We start from the raw sequence: 15591 nt of genomic DNA on the forward strand, positions 1-15591 counted from the left end.
CCTGTCAGTCCTCCGTTCCGGTCGCCACCTCGAGCCCCTCGAGGCGGAAGAAGCGGCGCAGCTCGTCGACGAGACCGATCATCAGCAGCTCGGGGATGTCGTCGTCCCCTTCGATCTCGTCGAGCAAGAAGTCTCGCATGAGCACGATGCTGTCCAGCCGGGCGTCGGCGTCGTCGGTGCGTGCGCGACCGACGAACGTCACGATCCCGCGCGGATCCGCACCGGCCTCGACCTGGGTGGTCGTCGGCCGCGGCTGCACGTTGATCGGCGCGCTGGCGACCAGCTTCAGCACCTGGTCCGGGATGTCCTCGAGCAGCGCCTCGAAGTGGCCGCGCAGGTCCTCGGCCAGTTCCTCGGTGACCGGCTCCTGGTCCTCGAGATCGCGCGCGTCGAGCTCGAGCACCTTGAGCATCTCGTTCCGCGCGCCAGTGAAGTCGCCGAGCACCTCGAGCGCCTGGGCGTACCAGTAGTGGACGTCCGGATCCTCCGGATCGACCGCGACCGCGCGCCCGAGCGACTCCGCCGCCTCCTTGGGCCGGTTCGAGTTCATGAGCACGAAGCCGTGGATGCTGAGGTACGCGGCGTCGTTCTTGCGCTCGGCGCTGATGCCCTCGAGCAGCTCGAGCGCCTCGTCGGTGTCGTCGTCGCTGAGGCGGATCTGCGCCAACAGCAGGCGCGCTTGATCGATCGAGTCGGTGTCGGCCCCCTCGAGCCGGAGCACCGCGCGCGCCGCGGCCTCGGCCTCGTCGAGATCCTCGCCGTGCGAGAGCAGGCACTCGGCGCAGTCGAGGTAGATCTGCGGATCCTCGGGCGCCCCGTCGGCGGCCTGCATCAGATAACCCGCGGCCTGATCGAGGCGACCTTGCGCCCAGGCGACCATCCCGGCCAGGTGCAACACCCGCACGTGGTTCTCGCCGCCGAGCCGAGCCGCCTCCTCGAGGGCGTCCTCCGCCGTCTTGAGGTCGTCGTCATCGACGGCTGCGAGCCCGCGGTCGACGATTGCATCCAGTGACTGCTGCTTCATGGGCGCGAACTCTAACACGGCGTCTCGCGCGACCGACCGGGCGCGTGCGGGCCCGCGCTCGAGGTACAAGCCGGCGCGACATGCCGGCCCCCGCATCGCTCGACTCGCCAGACGTGAGGCTGCTCATGAGGCTCCTGCAGGAGCGCTGGGTGTTCGCCCTCGCCACGCGGGACGACGACGACGGCCTGCCCTACGCGACTCCTCTCTTCTATGCCGCCGCCGCGCTGCCGGGCTCGCCCGCGCCGGTCCTCGTGTTCGCCAGCCGGCCCGACACCCGCCACGGGCGGGCGATCGGCGACGGTCCGGCCGCGGTGGCCGCCGCGATCTACCTCGAGACCGAGGTCCTCGGCGAAGTCCGCGGCGTGCAGCTGCGCGGCGAGGTCGTGGTGTGCACGGGGCTACACGCGGACGCCGCCGCCAGCCTGCGCGCCGCCTACCTCGAGCGCCACCCGGTCGCCGCGGCGCACCTCGGCGAGCGCGACCGGCTGTACGCCCTGGCGATCACCTGGGCCAAGCTGACCGACAACCGCATCGGCTTCGGCAAGCGGCTGGTATGGACCTTCGAGCCGCCCTGGCGCCGTGAAAATCCCGCCGGGCCGGGTGAACAAATCGCGCTACCCTGACGTCGTCGGGATTTGCGCATGATCACTCGGCGACTTTGGCTCTCGGCGGCAGCAGCGGTTGCGACGACCCTCATCCCCGGCCCGGCGATCGCGGCCGAGCCGCTCGAGGTCACGGCCCCCACGCGCGTGCTCGGGGCCATCGTCGCCGCCGAGGGCGGCGCGGCTGTGGTCGTCCGCATCGACGCCACGCTCGGCCCGGCCGACCTCCGCGTCGCTGGCGCTGTGCACAGCGTCGCCGTCAGTCAGCGCGGTCTCCTCGACGACCCGCGCAACGCCCCCCGCGTCGGCGCGGGCGTGCGCAAGATCCTCTCTGCCGTACGACCCGACCTCGCGGCAACGTTCGAGGCCAATCACAAGGCGTGGACCCTGACCTTCGTGCGCAAGGTGCTGGCGTGGAACGCTCGCCTCGCCGCCTCGCCGGTCCGGGGCAAGCGGATCGTCGACTCCTTCGACCGCGCAGCCTTGCTCGCGTGGGCGGGGGCGGTCGTCGACCCCAAGGGACAGCCGTCGCCGCCGGCCCTCGCGCGCGCGCCGAAGGACGCGGCCGCGAGCACGCTCGAGAGCTACGTCGCATACGTCGAAGCGCTCGTGCGTAGCCTCGAGTGAGCCGCGGGTGCGTGCTTCGACATGGCGCACGTAGCTTGTGCTGGCTCACGGGCCTGGCCCAGGGCTCGCCATGACAATGAAACCGGCCACGGCGCATACTCCTGACACGCGCGCGGGCCACGTCTGCGCGCGCTCGTTGCGGTCATGGATACGTTCGCTTCCACAAATTCGACCTCCCAGCGCGAGCTCATCGAATCGGTCGTGATTCGCTTCGCCGGCGACTCCGGCGATGGCATGCAGCTCACCGGCTCCCAGTTCTCGGACACGACCGCGCTGATGGGTAACGACCTGTCGACGCTGCCCGACTTCCCGGCGGAGATCCGCGCCCCCGCGGGCACGACCTTCGGCGTGTCGGGCTTCCAGGTCCACTTCGCCGCGCACGACATCATGACGCCGGGCGACGCGCCCGACGTGCTGGTGGCGATGAACCCGGCGGCGCTGAAGGTCAACCTGCGCGACCTCAAGCCGGGCGGCCTGCTCGTCGTCAACACCGGCGCCTTCACGGCGGGCAACCTCAAGAAGGCCGGCTACGACAAGAACCCGCTCGACGACAGCAGCCTCGACGGCTACCGCCTGCTCAAGATCGACATCACCAAGCACACGCTGCAGTCGGTGGAGTCGTTCGGCCTCGGCAACAAGGAGGCCGTGCGCGCCAAGAACATGTGGACGCTCGGCCTGATGATGTGGATGTTCGGCCGCGAGCGCGAGAGCACCGCCGAGTGGTTGCGCGGCAAGTTCGCCAAGAACCCGGCCGTCGCCGACGCCAACATCGCCGCGCTCAACGCCGGCCACGTCTACGGCGAGACCGCCGAGATGCCGCAGGGCATCCACGCCTACGAGGTCCCCAAGGCCAAGCTGCAGGAGGGCCACTACCGCAACGTCACCGGCAACGAGGCGACCGCGTGGGGCCTGCTCGCCGGCGGCAAGCTGGCCGGCCTCGAGCTCATGCTCGGCAGCTACCCGATCACGCCGGCCTCGACGATCCTGCACTACCTGTCGAACCTGCGCGCCTACGGCATCACCACCTTCCAGGCCGAGGACGAGATCGCGGCGGTGTGCGCCGCGATCGGGGCCTCGTACGCCGGCGCGCTCGGCATCACCACCACCTCGGGTCCCGGCCTCGCGCTCAAGACCGAGGCGATCGGCCTCGCGGTCACGACCGAGCTCCCGCTCATCATCGTCGACGTCCAGCGCGGCGGCCCCTCGACCGGCCTGCCGACCAAGACCGAGCAGAGCGACCTCCTCTTCGCCATCTACGGCCGCAACGGCGACTGCCCGCTGGTCGTGCTGGCCGCCTCGACGCCCGGCGACTGCTTCACCATGGCGATCGAGGCCGTGCGCCTCGCCACCAAGTACATGACCCCGGTCATCCTCCTGACCGACGGCTTCCTCGCCAACAGCGCCGAGCCGTGGAAGATCCCGGACATCAGCAGCTTCGAGCCCTTCCCGGTCAAGCAGCGCACCGACCCGGTCGGCTTCCACCCGTTCCTGCGCGACCCGCAGACGCTCGCGCGCAACTGGGCCATCCCCGGCACCCCCGGCCTCGAGCACCGCATCGGCGGCCTCGAGAAGAGCTACGACTCCGGCAACATCTCCTACGACCCGGACAACCACCACAAGATGGTCAAGGTCCGCGCGGCCAAGGTCGCCGGCGTCGCCGAGGACGTCCCGCTGCAGGCGATCGACCAGGGCGAGGACAGCGGCGACCTGCTCGTGGTCGGCTGGGGCTCGACCTTCGGCGCCATCAGCTCGGCGGTGCTCGGCGCGCGCAAGGCCGGCCTCAAGGTCTCGCACGCGCACATCCGCTACATGCACCCGATGCCGAAGAACCTCGGCGAGGTGCTGCGGCGCTTCAAGCACGTCCTCGTGCCCGAGATGAACAACGGCATGCTGGTCAAGATCCTGCGCAGCGACTTCTTGATCGACGCGCGCGGCCTCAACAAGATCGCCGGTCAGCCCTTCAAGATCGCCGAGATCGAGGCCGAGATCCGCGGCCTCCTCGCCTCCTCCTGAAAGTTCCACGCCGATGACGCCCCTCGACCCTCCGAACCCGCCGCTGACCCGCAAGGACTTCACCTCCGACCAGGAGGTCCGCTGGTGCCCCGGTTGTGGTGACTACGCGATCCTCGCGGCGGTTCAGCGCATGCTCCCCGAGCTCGGGGTGCGGCGCGAGAACACCGTGTTCATCTCCGGCATCGGCTGCTCGAGCCGGTTTCCGTACTACATGAACACGTACGGCTTCCACACGATCCACGGCCGCGCGCCCGCGGTCGCCACCGGCCTCAAGCTCGCCAACCCGCAGCTCGACGTCTGGCTGATCACCGGCGACGGCGACGGCCTCAGCATCGGCGGCAACCACCTGATCCACGTCCTGCGGCGCAACCTCAACCTGCAGATCATCCTGTTCAACAACCGGATCTACGGGCTGACCAAGGGCCAGTACTCGCCGACCTCGCTGCTCGGCAAGCGCTCGCCGTCGTCGCCGATGGGCTCGGTCGACAACCCGATCGCCCCGGCCGCGTTCGCGCTCGGCTGTGGCGCGCGCTTCGTCGCCCGCGGCGTCGACACCGACGCCAAGAACCTCATCAACACCCTCAAGCGCGCCCACGAGTTCCAGGGCACCGGCTTCGTCGAGGTGTTCCAGAACTGCCCGGTCTTCAACGACGGCGCGTTCGACCACTTCACCGCCAAGGACGTCGCGGCGCAGCAGCAGCTGCACCTCGAGCACGGCAAGCCGATGCGCTTCGGCGACGGCAAGGGCCTGCGCCTGCGCCCCGGCAGCCTCGACATCGAGGTCGTCACCGTCGGCGAGAACGAGGTCACCGAGGCCGACCTGCTGGTGCACGACGAGACCAACCGGTCCCAGGCGTTCCTGCTCGCCAACCTCGACCCGCCGACCTTCCCGGTCGCCGTCGGCGTGCTGTTCTGCAGCGACGAGAACCTGGTCCCGTTCGAGGTCGGCACGCACGAGCAGAACAAGCAGGCGCGCGCCCGCGGGCTCGGCGATCTCAACGCCCTCATGCGCAAGGGTCACACGTGGAAGGTCGACGCCGACCACGGTGACGAGGCCGGCTGAGCGCGCTGGCTCGCGCACTCGACCGTCACGTGCGTGTCTGCACGACGCTCGCGGGCCTCGGCCGTTCGCGCGTCGCTGACGACCGCGCACGACCGTCTGCGACGGCATCGGCGTGAAACTACGCGCGCGGCGCGAGAGCGCGGCGCGCGTACTTTTTGCGAAGAATCAACCACGCGCCCCTGTCGTCGGACCCATTGATTCCACAGGATCGAGTCATGCAACGCCTCCCTCTGTCTTCCTCCTTCTTGGCTTCTGTCTTCTCCTTCGCCTCGGCCTTCGCGCTCGGCTGCGTGATCTCGGTCGGCCCGGGCGGAGATGACGCCGGCATCCACGACTGCGGCAGCCTGCTCGCCAACAACGACGCCAACTGCGTCTGCAACCCCGGCTACGAGCGCTGCAACCCGAGCACCGACGACACCGACTGCTGCGAGAAAGAGGGCAAGGGCGGCGAGTGCGAGCCCAACAGCACCCTCTCCGGCGGCGATTGTTACTGCGACGTCGGCTACACGTGGTGCAACCCGGACGACGACGCCGACCTGACCTGCTGCGTCGACGAGGGCCAGACCTCGCAGGGCACCGACGGCACCGAGACCGACGGCACCACCACCGAGCAGATCCCGACCACCAGCGAGGGCACCACCGGCATCGAGGAGTGCCTCGAGGCGGTCGAGCCGCCGGCCAGCTGCAACCCCGACACCGAGTCGTTCTTCTGCACCAACCCCGACTCCTGCGGCCCCTACGGCAGCAAGCAGTACTACTGCGAGGGCGGCGTGTGGGTCGAGGACAGCACGCTCGACGACACCTGCAAGCTCGACGGCTACGACTTCTCGTACGGCTGCGTCGACGACGGCGCCAACATCTACACCGAGTGCGGCAGCGGCTCGGGGGCGGCCTGCGCCGGCGGGGCGCCCAGCTGCCTCGACAGCAACACCTGGGCCGGCTGCAAGTGGGGCAAGACCACCGAGGCCGACTGCTTCACCCTCTGCACCGAGATCGGTGACGAGATGGGCGCGACCTACGACTTCGGCTCGTGCGAGGAGCAGGACGGCGTGGCCGTGTGCGCCTGCTGCGACGAGGGCGACGAGGGCTGCCCGGCCAACGAGCCCGACACCGACACCGACACCGACACCGACACCAGCAGCACCGGCGGCGACAGCACCAGCACCACCGAGTGAGCCGCCCGGGGACCTGTCGCTTCAGCCAGGTCCCATCGCACATGGCCATCAGGCCATGAATCTACGGACAGGTTCTTCGGGACCTGTCCGTTCGTTCATCCGCGCCAGCGGACCAGCCGCGCCTGCCCGCTGTGCTTCAGCACCCGCGCCAGCTTGAGCAGCTCGCCGGCCACCCACGCGTCCTCGGGCGCGGGCGCGAGGATCGCCTGGCCGGCCGCGTCCCACGTCAGCTCGGCGGCGACGGTCGTCCCGTCGGCCACGAACACGCGCGCTTGATAGCGCAGCGGCTCGCTGGCTTCGCGTTCGCACACGAAGCGCGCGCCGGCGGTGGGGTGCAGCTCCTGACTCGAGACCACGGCCACGCTCCTCAGAACCGCAGGCCCAGGCCCGTGGGCGCCTCGCCGCGCGTGGGCCCGATGTTGCCGAGCTCGGACGGCCCGTTCGCCTTGCTCTGGCTCACCAGCACCCCGGCCGTCACGCCGCCGGCGACCGCGAGCACGCCGACGACGATCACGCCCCAGAACCAGCCCTTCTTGTAGACCGGCTGCTTGCTCGGCGGCGGCGCGTCGCCCCCGCGCGGCGGCGCGGTCTCGACGGCCTCGGACGGCCCCTCCGGCGTCGCCGCGGCCGGCGTGCGCGCGGCGATCTCCGCCAGCTGCTCGTCGATCTTGGCGATCTGCGCCTCGGCGTCGTCGCGCTGCTCCTGATCCATCTTCGGATCGTCGGCCAGCGCCTTGAGGTAGTTCTGGAACAGCCGCCGAGCCTTGCGCAGGTTGCCGGCGTCGCTCGAGAGCCCGTACCACTGGGTGTAGGCCAGGCCGAGGTTGTAGAGCAGGTAGGGGTGGTTCGACAGCGCGTAGCTGCGCTCGAAGTGGACGATCGCCTGCTCGTAGTTGCCGAGCGCGTAGGCCTGCGTGCCGGCCTTGTACTCGACCGCAGGATCGTCCGACAGCGGCACCTTCGACGTCGCCTTGTCGCCCTCGCCTGCTGTCCCGGAGGACCTGTCCCCAGAGACAGCCGGCTCGTCGGCCACGCGCGCGCGCGCGCCGGCCGGAGTGAACACGATCGCCCCCGCCAGCGCGACGGCGAGCGAGGGACCCGAGGACCGCGCAAGCAGGTTCACGCCGCGAGCGTGCCATCGCCCGTCGGCAAATGCCACACCCCGCCCCGGACCGCCGGGCGCGCCTTGCGCTGATTGCGCCATCCGCATCACGACAACCTGGCCTTCGGGCCAGCTCAGACGTTGAAGCGGAAGTGCATCACGTCGCCGTCCTGGACCACGTACTCCTTGCCCTCGACGCGGAGCAGGCCCTTGGACTTGACGGCGGCTTCGGAGCCGAGCCGGACCAGATCCTCCCAGCCCTGGACCTCGGCGCGGATGAAGCCACGCTCGAAGTCGGTGTGGATCTTGCCGGCCGCCTGGGGGGCATGGGTGCCGCGGCGGATGGTCCAGGCGCGGACCTCCTGCTTGCCGGCGGTGAAGAAGGTGATGAGGTCGAGCAGCGCGTAGGCCTGGCGGATCAGGCGGTTCAGGCCCGGCTCGGTGACGCCGAGGCCGTCGAGGAACTCGCGCCGCTCGTCCGGCGACAGGCTGACGACCTCGGCCTCGATCGCCGCCGAGATCACCACGACCTCGGAGTTCTCGCGCGCCGCCAGCTCGACGACCTTGGCCACCAGCGGATCGGAGGTCCCGGCCGACAGCTGCGACTCGGCGACGTTGGCCGCGTAGAGCATCGGCTTGGCGGTCAGCAGCGTCAGCGACTTCATCACCTCGCGCGCCTCGTCGTCGAGCTCGATGGTCCGCGCCGGCTGGCCGCGGTTCATCGCCGCCAGCAGCTTCTCGCAGGTCGCGGCCGCCAGCTTCTCCGCCTTGTCGCCGCTCTTCGAGTTCTTGACCGCCTTCTGCAGCCGCGACTCGACCGACTGGATGTCGCGCAGCAGCAGTTCGGTGTTGATCACCTCGGCGTCGTCGACCGGGTCGACCTTGCCGTGGACGTGGACGATGCCGCCGTCGTCGAAGCAGCGGACCACGTGGACGATCGCGTCGACGTTGCGGATGTGGCTGAGGAAGGCGTTGCCCTTGCCCTCGCCCTGGCTGGCGCCCTTGACGAGGCCGGCGATGTCGACGAACTCGACCGCCGTCGGCACCTCTTTGTGCGGCTCGAACAGCTTGATCAGCGCGTCCATCCGCGGGTCCGGCACCGGGACCACGCCGATGTTGGGGTCGATCGTGCAGAACGGGTAGTTGGCCGCCTGAGCGCCGGCGTTCGACAGCGCATTGAACAGGGTGGACTTGCCGACGTTGGGCAGACCGACGATTCCGACAGCGAGCGACATGAGCCGCGGGGAGGTAGCACGATCCCCCGCGGTCCGCGAACCGGGTTTTCACACAAGCGCGCCGCTCGCGCGGGCGCGCCGGGGCGCGACCTCAGAACCGGTGTTCGACGATGAGCGGCAGGACTTCCATGCCGATCAGGAAGTTGGCGTTGGTCTCCGGCGGGCGGGCCAGCGGGCGATCGCGGGAGATGGTGAAGCCGAGGACGACGTTCACGTCGAGCCCCAGCGCCAGGTTGCGCAGCAGGAAGATCCGCAGGCCGCCGCCGCCGCGCACGCTCATCGACCAGGTGCGCTCGCGCGACTGCTGGCGCGACTCGGTGAGGTACGGGTACCACCACGCGCCGCCGTTCAGGCCCACGCGGGCGATCGGCACCAGGTACGGGTGCTCCTTGAGGAACCACTTGTGGGCGTAGCCGAGGCCGAGGTCGAAGCCCGCCACGGTGCCGCGGTTGCACGAGCCCAGCGACGCACCGAGGCCGCACTCCGGCAGGCGGAAGGTGTGCCAGTCGCCGCGGTCGAGCAGGCCGGCGATCTGCACGTAGACCCAGTGCGCCTTGTAGAGCTGGCGCTCGTACTGGAAGCCGATGCGGACCCGCGGCAGGTAGCCGGCGAAGCCGACCTGGACCGGCAACAGCGCGGTGATCGCGTTGCCGCCGATGATGTTCTCCGGCAGCTCGAAGCCCCGCTTCGGGCCGCTGGCCGAGCCGCTGGCGCCGCTGGAGTCGACCTTGCCGCCGACGGTGACCGGCGCGGCCTCGGCAGCCCGCGGCAGCAGCGCCAGGGCGCACAGCAGGGTCCACAGCACGAACAGCTTGCGATGGGTCATTGAAGAGGCTCCTGGCGCATCCGGCCCGCCGGGCCGGGAGGACGGGCGGGACCCGGAGAGAGATCCGGGTCCGGCGGCGTCACCGCCTGCGCGGGCGCGCCCGCAAGGGTAGCACCGCACCCGCGGGCGCCAGCAAATTCCCGGCGATGCCGGCAGTGCGGCCGACCGGACGCGGGCTGGCGCACAATTTCCCGCCCCCGGGTGCGCCTGCGCGTCGCAGCGCGTCGATCGCGGAAATAAGGCCGACCCGCCGGTGTTACGCTTGTCGTCCCATGCGTCGTGACGTCCGCGAACTGCTCGCGCTGATCGCCGCCGGCCTCGTCCTCGGTGCGCTGCACCTGGCTCTTCGGCCAGATCTGCCGTGGGTCCCGCCGCCCCGGGAAGAGGAGACCATGTGCGGCGAGGTCGAGCCCGACCTCGAAGCCTCCGCCGACGACGGGGCGCCCGCCTCGTTCGCCCCGGCGGCGCCGATGTCCAGCCCGGGCCCGGAGGATGTCCGATGAGCCAGGTTCAAGAGGACATGGCCGATCGGGCATCCCGGTGGCGACGCGGCGGCATCTGGGCGCTGCGCCTGGTCGTCGCCGGCGTGCTGCTCGCCGCCGCCGCGCCCAAGCTGGCCGACCCGGCCGGGTTCGCGGCCAAGCTGCCCAACTACCGCCTGTTCCCCGACCTCCTCGTCAACATCGTCGCCACCACTGCGCCGATGCTCGAGCTGTTGGCCGCGCTGGCGCTGCTGTCCGGGCGGCTGTACCGCGGCGGCGTGTGGCTGGCGGTCCTGCTGATGGCGACCTTCACGCTGCTGATCGGCTCGGCGCTGGCGCGGGGGATCGATCTCGACTGCGGCTGCTTCGGCAACGCCGTCCAGGCCGAGCCGGTGGGCGCGCTCGACCTCGTGCGCAACGTCGTGTTGCTCGGCCTCACCCTGGTCCTGGCGCTCGACCTCGGGCGTGAGCCGGCGCGGTGAGGAGCTTCACGCGTCCGGACGCCGGTCACCTTCCCTTCGTGACCGCGAGAGCCGCCGGGCCCGCGTGGTAGACACGCGTCGATGACCGGCGTCCCGTACATCCTCTCGATCGATCACCTGCTCACCGACGAGGAGCGCCTGACCTGGCAGGCCGCGCGGGACTTCGGCGCCCGACGGATCGCCCCGGTCATCGAGCAGCACTACGAGCGCGGCAGCTTCCCGCGCGAGCTCATCCCCGAGTTCGCGGCCATGGGCTTCCTCGGCGCCCCGCTGCACGGTTACGGCTGCGCCGGCATGAACCCGGTCGCCTACGGCCTGACGATGATCGAGCTCGAGCGGCAGGACAGCGGCATCCGCAGCTTCTGCTCGGTCCAGTCGGCGCTGGCGATGTGGCCGATCTTCGCCTACGGCGACGAGGCCCAGCGCGAGCGCTGGCTGCCCGGCATGGCCCGCGGCGAGATCATCGGCGCCTTCGGCCTGACCGAGCCGAACAGCGGCAGCGACCCCGGCTCGATGCGCACCCACGCCCGCCAGCACGAGGCCGGCGGCGACTACGTGCTGACCGGCCAGAAGATGTGGATCACCAACAGCCCGATCGCCGACGTGCTGGTGGTGTGGGCCAAGACGCTCGACTTCGGCAGTGACACCCCGGTCATCCGCGGCTTCCTCGTCGAGCGCGGCATGGCCGGGCTGCAGACCCCGGAGACCCACGGCAAGCTCAGCCTGCGCGCCTCGATCACCGGCGAGATCGTGCTCGACGAAGTGCGCGTGCCCGCGGCCAACCTGCTGCCCGGCGTGCGCGGCCTCAAGGGTCCGCTCGGCTGCCTCACCCAGGCCCGCTACGGCATCGGCTGGGGCGCCGTGGGCGCGGCCATGAGCGTGTACGAGCGAGCCCGCGACTACACCCTCGAGCGGACCCAATTCGGGCGCCCGATCGCCGGCTTCCAGCTCACCCAGCAGAAGCTCGTCGAGCTGCACAACGACATCGGCAAGGGCCTGCTGCTCGCCTTCCACTTCGGTCGGCTCAAGCAGGACGGCAAGCTGACCCCCGAGCAGGTCTCGTACCTCAAGCGCGACAACGTGCGCATGGCCCTGGAGTCCGCCCGCACCGCCCGCTCGATGCTCGGCGGCAACGGCATCATGGGCGAGTTTCACATCATGCGGCACCTGTGCAACCTCGAGACGGTCTTCACCTACGAGGGCACCCACGAGATCCACACTCTGGCGATCGGCCGCGCCCTGACCGGGCTGGCGGCCTTCAACGGCTGACGCGAACCAGCGACGTCGCCGTCACCCTCGGGGACGTCTCGCTATCGGCAGCGCTGCCCGACCGGCGCTGGCTCACCACGCCAGCGGGATGACGCCCTGGACCACCAGGCCGATCAGCACCAGGGACAGCGACAGAATCAGCACGAAGAACCCGGTCGATGGCGCGGCGCCCGGCGTCGCGGGCGAGGGCGCGTGGCAGGAGCAATAACCGGGGCCGTGGATCTGCATCGGGGCTGATTCGCAGCTTAGCACGCCGGGCTGGGCTGCGAACAAACCGGGCCTCTCGGGCCGCCGTGCGGGCACGTGCACATGGGGCGGGCCGCCTGCGCGGCGAGCGGACGTGCCGAGCGGCGCGTCCGAGGGCCCTCGCGTCGCGGGGGCTATCGTGGTGGACCGGGCGCCGCGCGGAAAGGGCCGCGACCCTCGCCAGTCCGGTCGACTTCCGCTAGGTTAGGCGGGCCATGGTCCACCCGGTCCAGAGTGTCATCGAGTCGCTGTACGCGGCCGGTCGCTGCCCCCGCCTTCACGTCGACGCGACCCATGCCTCGGTGACGGTGCCGGACTTCATCCGCCAGCAGTGGCGAGAGCGCCTCATCATCGACCTCGACGCCAGCTATCCGCTCGACCTGGTGTTCGGCGAGACCGGCCTCGCGGCCGACCTCTCGTTCGGCGGGCAAGTGACCCGCTGTTCGTTCCCCTGGGAGTCGATCTACATCGTCACCGACCGCTCGACCGGCCGCGGCATCGTCCTCGACCGCCACGTCCCCGAGTCGGTCAAGCGCCAGGCCGCCGGTCAGCAGCCGACCCCCGCCTTCGACAGCGCGATCACCAAGCTCGAGCTGCCCACCGAGCCCAAGCCGGAGCTGCGCCGCGTCGACACCGCGCCTGCCGAGGCCGAGTCCGATGCCGACTCCGATGCCGATGGCGAGTCCGAGACCGCGGCCGAGCCGGCCGTGGCCGAAGCCGCACCGCCCGCCGCCGCGGCCAGCCCGAGCGACGATCAGGCCAAGAAGCGGCGCGCGGCCTTCCGCGTCATCGACGGCGGCGGTTGATCGCCAGGCGTGGCACGCTCCTGCTCCTCCGCGCTCGCCTCGCGACCGTCGCCGCGATCGCACGACAGCCGGCCGGCCCGCGCACGGCGGGCTGACCCGGCGCTCACCCTTCGCCCCCACGGAGCCTGGCGATGAAGCTCGCGGCCACCTTCGTCATCCTCTTCCTCGCCCTGCTCGCGGCGCTGTGGATCGCCTTTGTCCGGGCCCCTGCGCCGCACGAGGTGTGCCAGCGCAAGGCCGACATCCTGCGCGCCGAGGCCGGCGGCGAGCACGGCGAGGCCGTCGACAACTTGCTCGACCAGTACCGCCTCGGCTGTCGCAAGCAGGCCGAGGCGCTGCTCCAGCTGCGCGGCAAGCTCGTCTACGCGCGGCACGCCAAGTGTGTGATGGCGGCGCGTACGTTGGCTGACGCCGAGCGGTGCGGCTGAGCCCTCGACCCGCCGGGCCGGACCTCTATACTCCGGCCTCGCCATGACCACGCAGTTCATCCCGAGCGCCGGCTTGCTGTCCACGCGCAAGGCCGCCGCCCCGGCCGCCCTCGACGACGAGACCAGCACCTACAAGCTCCACCGCCGCTTCGACCGCATGGGTCGGTTGGTCGGCGATCCCGGCATGCAGCGGCTGTTCGCCAGTCACGTGGTCGTCGTCGGCCTCGGCGGCGTCGGCAGCTGGGCCGCCGAGTCGCTGGCCCGCAGCGGCGTCGGCAAGCTCACGATCGTCGACTTCGACCTGATCTGCGTCACCAACGCCAACCGCCAGCTGCACGCCGTGCGCGGCACCACCGGCAAGCCCAAGGCCGTCGTCATGGCTGAGCGCCTGCGGCTCATCAACCCTCGCTGCGAGGTCGAGCCGCGCCAGGAGTTCTACAACGCCGAGGCCAGCGACGCCTTGTTGGCCGGCGCGCCCGACCTGGTGGTCGACGCGATCGACAACCTGGCCGCCAAGACCCACCTGATCGCCACCTGTCGCAAGCGGCAGATCCCGCTGGTGGTCTCGGGCGGCGCCTCGGGCCGCATGGACCCGACCCAGATCCGGATCGCCGACCTCAACGCCGTCGAGAACGACCCCTTCCTGGCGGCCACCCGCAAGCTGCTGCGCAAGCACCACGAGTTCCCCCACCGCGACAAGGAGTCGTGGGGGATCCCCGCCGTCTACTCGCCCGAGCCCGCGCGCGACCCGCTCGACCTCGACTACGACGGCGGCGAGGGCTTCCGCTGCGTGTGCCCGCAGGGCGAGAACGACCTCCACGGCTGCATGCACCGCAACGTCATCTACGGCACCGCCAGCTTCGTCACCGGCGCCTTCGGCCTCGCCTGCGCCAGCGCGGCCGTCCGCACCCTGCTCGGCCAGCCGGTCTGAAGCTGCCTGAAGGGGCATGTCCTGCGGGGCATGCCCTCATGGGCATGTCCAAACGAGCATGTCGCATCGGACATGCTCCATCGAACATGTGACGATCTCTAGCTGCCCCAGCGGACGAACTGGGCCACCAGCTCGGCCAGGTCCGCCACCGAGGTCGGCGCCGGGTCACGCAGCGGCAGCAGCCACAGCGGCAAGCGCGGATAGGCGGCGGTCAGCGCTTGCCCGGCCGCCACCGACTGCTCGCCTTGCACGCGCAGCCCCGCGTACACCCCGAGCACCCGCTGCAACGTGTCCTCGAGGACAGCCGGCTCCACCTGCTCGGCCAGCGTCGCCTGCACCGCCTCGGTCGGCGGCGGCGGCGGGAACGGCGGCAGCACCCGATTGAGGACCACGCTGTCGACCCGCAGCCCGCGCTCGTGCAGCACGCGGAGGAAATCGAGCCCCTCGCGCACGCTCAGCGGCGACGCGGAAGTCGCCAGCACCACCCCGGTGTCGGGCGACGTGAGCAGCGTCGAGAAGTCGCCGGCGCGCTGCTGGAAGGCGGAGAGCACCCCGGAGAAGTCGCGGAGGAACGCCCCCAGCTCGGCCAGGAATTCGCCGCCCCCGATCGCCCCGAGGGCCTTCAGCACCACCCCGTTGCCGACCCCCAGCAGGCGCGCGCCGAGCTTGCCGCCGCCGGTGAGGATCCGCGTCGCCGGGTTGGTCACGACCTCGTGGATCCGCTCGGGCGCGCTGAGGAAATCGATCGCGTTGGCCGTCGGCGGCGTGTCGAGCACGATCAGGTCGTAGCGGCGCTCCGCGTGCAGGATCTGCAGCTGGGCCATCGCCGCGTACTCGAGCGCCCCGCCGAGGTTCTCCGCGATCGCCCGGTAGATCGGGTTCTGCGTGATCTGGCGGGCCGCCGCCGGCGTCTCCGCGTAGGCGCGGACGATGCGGTCGAACACCACGTCGGGCGCCAGCAGCAGCGCGTGCAGGCTGCCCTTGCCCTCGAGCGGCAGCGGCACCGGCAGCTCCTCGCCGGCGCGGGCCCGGTCCTGGCCGAGCGCCTGGGCCAGGCGGCGCGACGGATCGATCGTCACCACCAGCACGCGCTTGCCCTGGCGGGCCGCCCCCAGCGCCAGCGCCGCCGCGCAGGTCGTCTTGCCGACCCCGCCCGGGCCGACGCACAGCAGCACCCGGCGCGACGGCCCCGCGGACAGCGGGTCCCCTCCTGGTCGGGGTGAGGTCATCGCCGGTCCCCCGCCCCGCCGCGGGCCGTGGACGCGCCCGAAAGAAATGCC

Annotated in this window: 18 protein-coding genes; 11 read left to right on the top strand and 7 right to left on the bottom strand. The window is 71.0% G+C overall.

The features are described from left to right. Nucleotides 1-4 precede the first annotated feature (4 nt). Complete coding sequence (locus tag POL25_RS26860; protein ID WP_272089060.1) at nt 5-1024, bottom strand: tetratricopeptide repeat protein; 1020 nt, start codon at nt 1022-1024, stop codon at nt 5-7. 125 nt (nt 1025-1149) lie between these two features. Between POL25_RS26860 and POL25_RS26865 the strand changes: the two genes are divergently transcribed. The 5 genes from POL25_RS26865 to POL25_RS26885 all read left to right on the top strand — a co-directional run bounded on the left by POL25_RS26865 (nt 1150) and on the right by POL25_RS26885 (nt 6504). Continuing rightward, nucleotides 1150-1647 carry a pyridoxamine 5'-phosphate oxidase family protein gene (locus POL25_RS26865; RefSeq protein ID WP_272089061.1) on the top strand — a complete coding sequence of 166 codons (498 nt, stop codon included), beginning with the start codon at nt 1150-1152 and terminating at the stop codon, nt 1645-1647. Nucleotides 1648-1665: 18 nt separating this feature from the next. Continuing rightward, nucleotides 1666-2253 (top strand): metal ABC transporter substrate-binding protein, encoded by a 588-nt coding sequence (locus tag POL25_RS26870; RefSeq protein WP_272089062.1) that lies wholly within the window; start codon nt 1666-1668, stop codon nt 2251-2253. Nucleotides 2254-2397: 144 nt separating this feature from the next. Then, nucleotides 2398-4266, top strand: a complete 1869-nt coding sequence (locus tag POL25_RS26875; RefSeq protein ID WP_276594408.1) for a 2-oxoacid:acceptor oxidoreductase subunit alpha — start codon at nt 2398-2400, stop codon at nt 4264-4266. A gap of 13 nt (nt 4267-4279) precedes the next feature. Beyond that, nucleotides 4280-5329, top strand: a complete 1050-nt coding sequence (locus POL25_RS26880) for a 2-oxoacid:ferredoxin oxidoreductase subunit beta (RefSeq protein WP_272089064.1) — start codon at nt 4280-4282, stop codon at nt 5327-5329. 215 nt (nt 5330-5544) lie between these two features. Further along, nucleotides 5545-6504: a hypothetical protein gene (locus POL25_RS26885; RefSeq protein WP_272089065.1), complete on the top strand. Its 960-nt coding sequence runs from the start codon at nt 5545-5547 to the stop codon at nt 6502-6504. Nucleotides 6505-6599: 95 nt separating this feature from the next. On the opposite strand, the gene POL25_RS26890 is transcribed toward POL25_RS26885, so the two are convergent. The 4 genes from POL25_RS26890 to POL25_RS26905 all read right to left on the bottom strand — a co-directional run bounded on the left by POL25_RS26890 (nt 6600) and on the right by POL25_RS26905 (nt 9667). After that, complete coding sequence (locus tag POL25_RS26890; RefSeq protein ID WP_272089066.1) at nt 6600-6860, bottom strand: hypothetical protein; 261 nt, start codon at nt 6858-6860, stop codon at nt 6600-6602. Nucleotides 6861-6871: 11 nt separating this feature from the next. Then, the gene (locus POL25_RS26895) at nt 6872-7627 is read right to left on the bottom strand and encodes a tetratricopeptide repeat protein (protein WP_272089067.1); all 756 of its coding nucleotides are present in this window, start codon (nt 7625-7627) and stop codon (nt 6872-6874) included. Between the two features lie 113 nt (nt 7628-7740). Beyond that, nucleotides 7741-8841, bottom strand: coding sequence for a redox-regulated ATPase YchF (ychF, locus tag POL25_RS26900; protein ID WP_272089068.1), 1101 nt, complete (start codon nt 8839-8841; stop codon nt 7741-7743). 91 nt (nt 8842-8932) lie between these two features. After that, entirely contained in the window at nt 8933-9667 is a 735-nt protein-coding gene (locus POL25_RS26905; protein WP_272089069.1) for a hypothetical protein, read from the bottom strand. 272 nt (nt 9668-9939) lie between these two features. On the opposite strand from POL25_RS26905, the gene POL25_RS26910 reads away from it, so the two are divergent. The 3 genes from POL25_RS26910 (at nt 9940) to POL25_RS26920 (ending at nt 11900) form a co-directional block, all read left to right on the top strand. Continuing rightward, complete coding sequence (locus POL25_RS26910; protein ID WP_272089070.1) at nt 9940-10170, top strand: hypothetical protein; 231 nt, start codon at nt 9940-9942, stop codon at nt 10168-10170. Continuing rightward, nucleotides 10167-10631: a MauE/DoxX family redox-associated membrane protein gene (locus POL25_RS26915; protein ID WP_272089071.1), complete on the top strand. Its 465-nt coding sequence runs from the start codon at nt 10167-10169 to the stop codon at nt 10629-10631. The genes POL25_RS26910 and POL25_RS26915 overlap by 4 nt, the downstream gene beginning before the upstream one ends. An 81-nt stretch (nt 10632-10712) precedes the next feature. After that, the gene (locus tag POL25_RS26920; RefSeq protein ID WP_272089073.1) at nt 10713-11900 is read left to right on the top strand and encodes an acyl-CoA dehydrogenase family protein; all 1188 of its coding nucleotides are present in this window, start codon (nt 10713-10715) and stop codon (nt 11898-11900) included. Nucleotides 11901-11972: 72 nt separating this feature from the next. Here the strand turns inward: POL25_RS26920 and POL25_RS26925 are convergent, their stop codons facing one another. Then, complete coding sequence (locus tag POL25_RS26925) at nt 11973-12128, bottom strand: hypothetical protein (RefSeq protein WP_224193790.1); 156 nt, start codon at nt 12126-12128, stop codon at nt 11973-11975. Between the two features lie 233 nt (nt 12129-12361). Here POL25_RS26925 and POL25_RS26930 point away from each other — a divergent pair, with 233 nt between their 5' ends. From POL25_RS26930 to POL25_RS26940, 3 genes are all read left to right on the top strand, one after another. Next, complete coding sequence (locus POL25_RS26930) at nt 12362-12952, top strand: ClpXP protease specificity-enhancing factor SspB (RefSeq protein WP_272089074.1); 591 nt, start codon at nt 12362-12364, stop codon at nt 12950-12952. Between the two features lie 131 nt (nt 12953-13083). Further along, nucleotides 13084-13380, top strand: coding sequence for a hypothetical protein (locus tag POL25_RS26935; protein ID WP_272089075.1), 297 nt, complete (start codon nt 13084-13086; stop codon nt 13378-13380). A gap of 43 nt (nt 13381-13423) precedes the next feature. Further along, nucleotides 13424-14311: a tRNA threonylcarbamoyladenosine dehydratase gene (locus POL25_RS26940; protein ID WP_272089076.1), complete on the top strand. Its 888-nt coding sequence runs from the start codon at nt 13424-13426 to the stop codon at nt 14309-14311. A 98-nt stretch (nt 14312-14409) separates the two neighbouring features. Here POL25_RS26940 and POL25_RS26945 read toward each other — a convergent pair whose 3' ends face one another. Continuing rightward, a complete protein-coding gene (locus POL25_RS26945; RefSeq protein WP_272089077.1) occupies nt 14410-15540 on the bottom strand; it encodes an ArsA family ATPase in 1131 nt (376 codons plus the stop codon). Between the last annotated feature and the right edge of the window lie 51 nt (nt 15541-15591).

Origin of the sequence: Nannocystis bainbridge, from assembly GCF_028368995.1 — a bacterium.
GTDB classification, from domain to species: Bacteria; Myxococcota_A; Polyangia; order Nannocystales; family Nannocystaceae; genus Nannocystis; species Nannocystis bainbridge.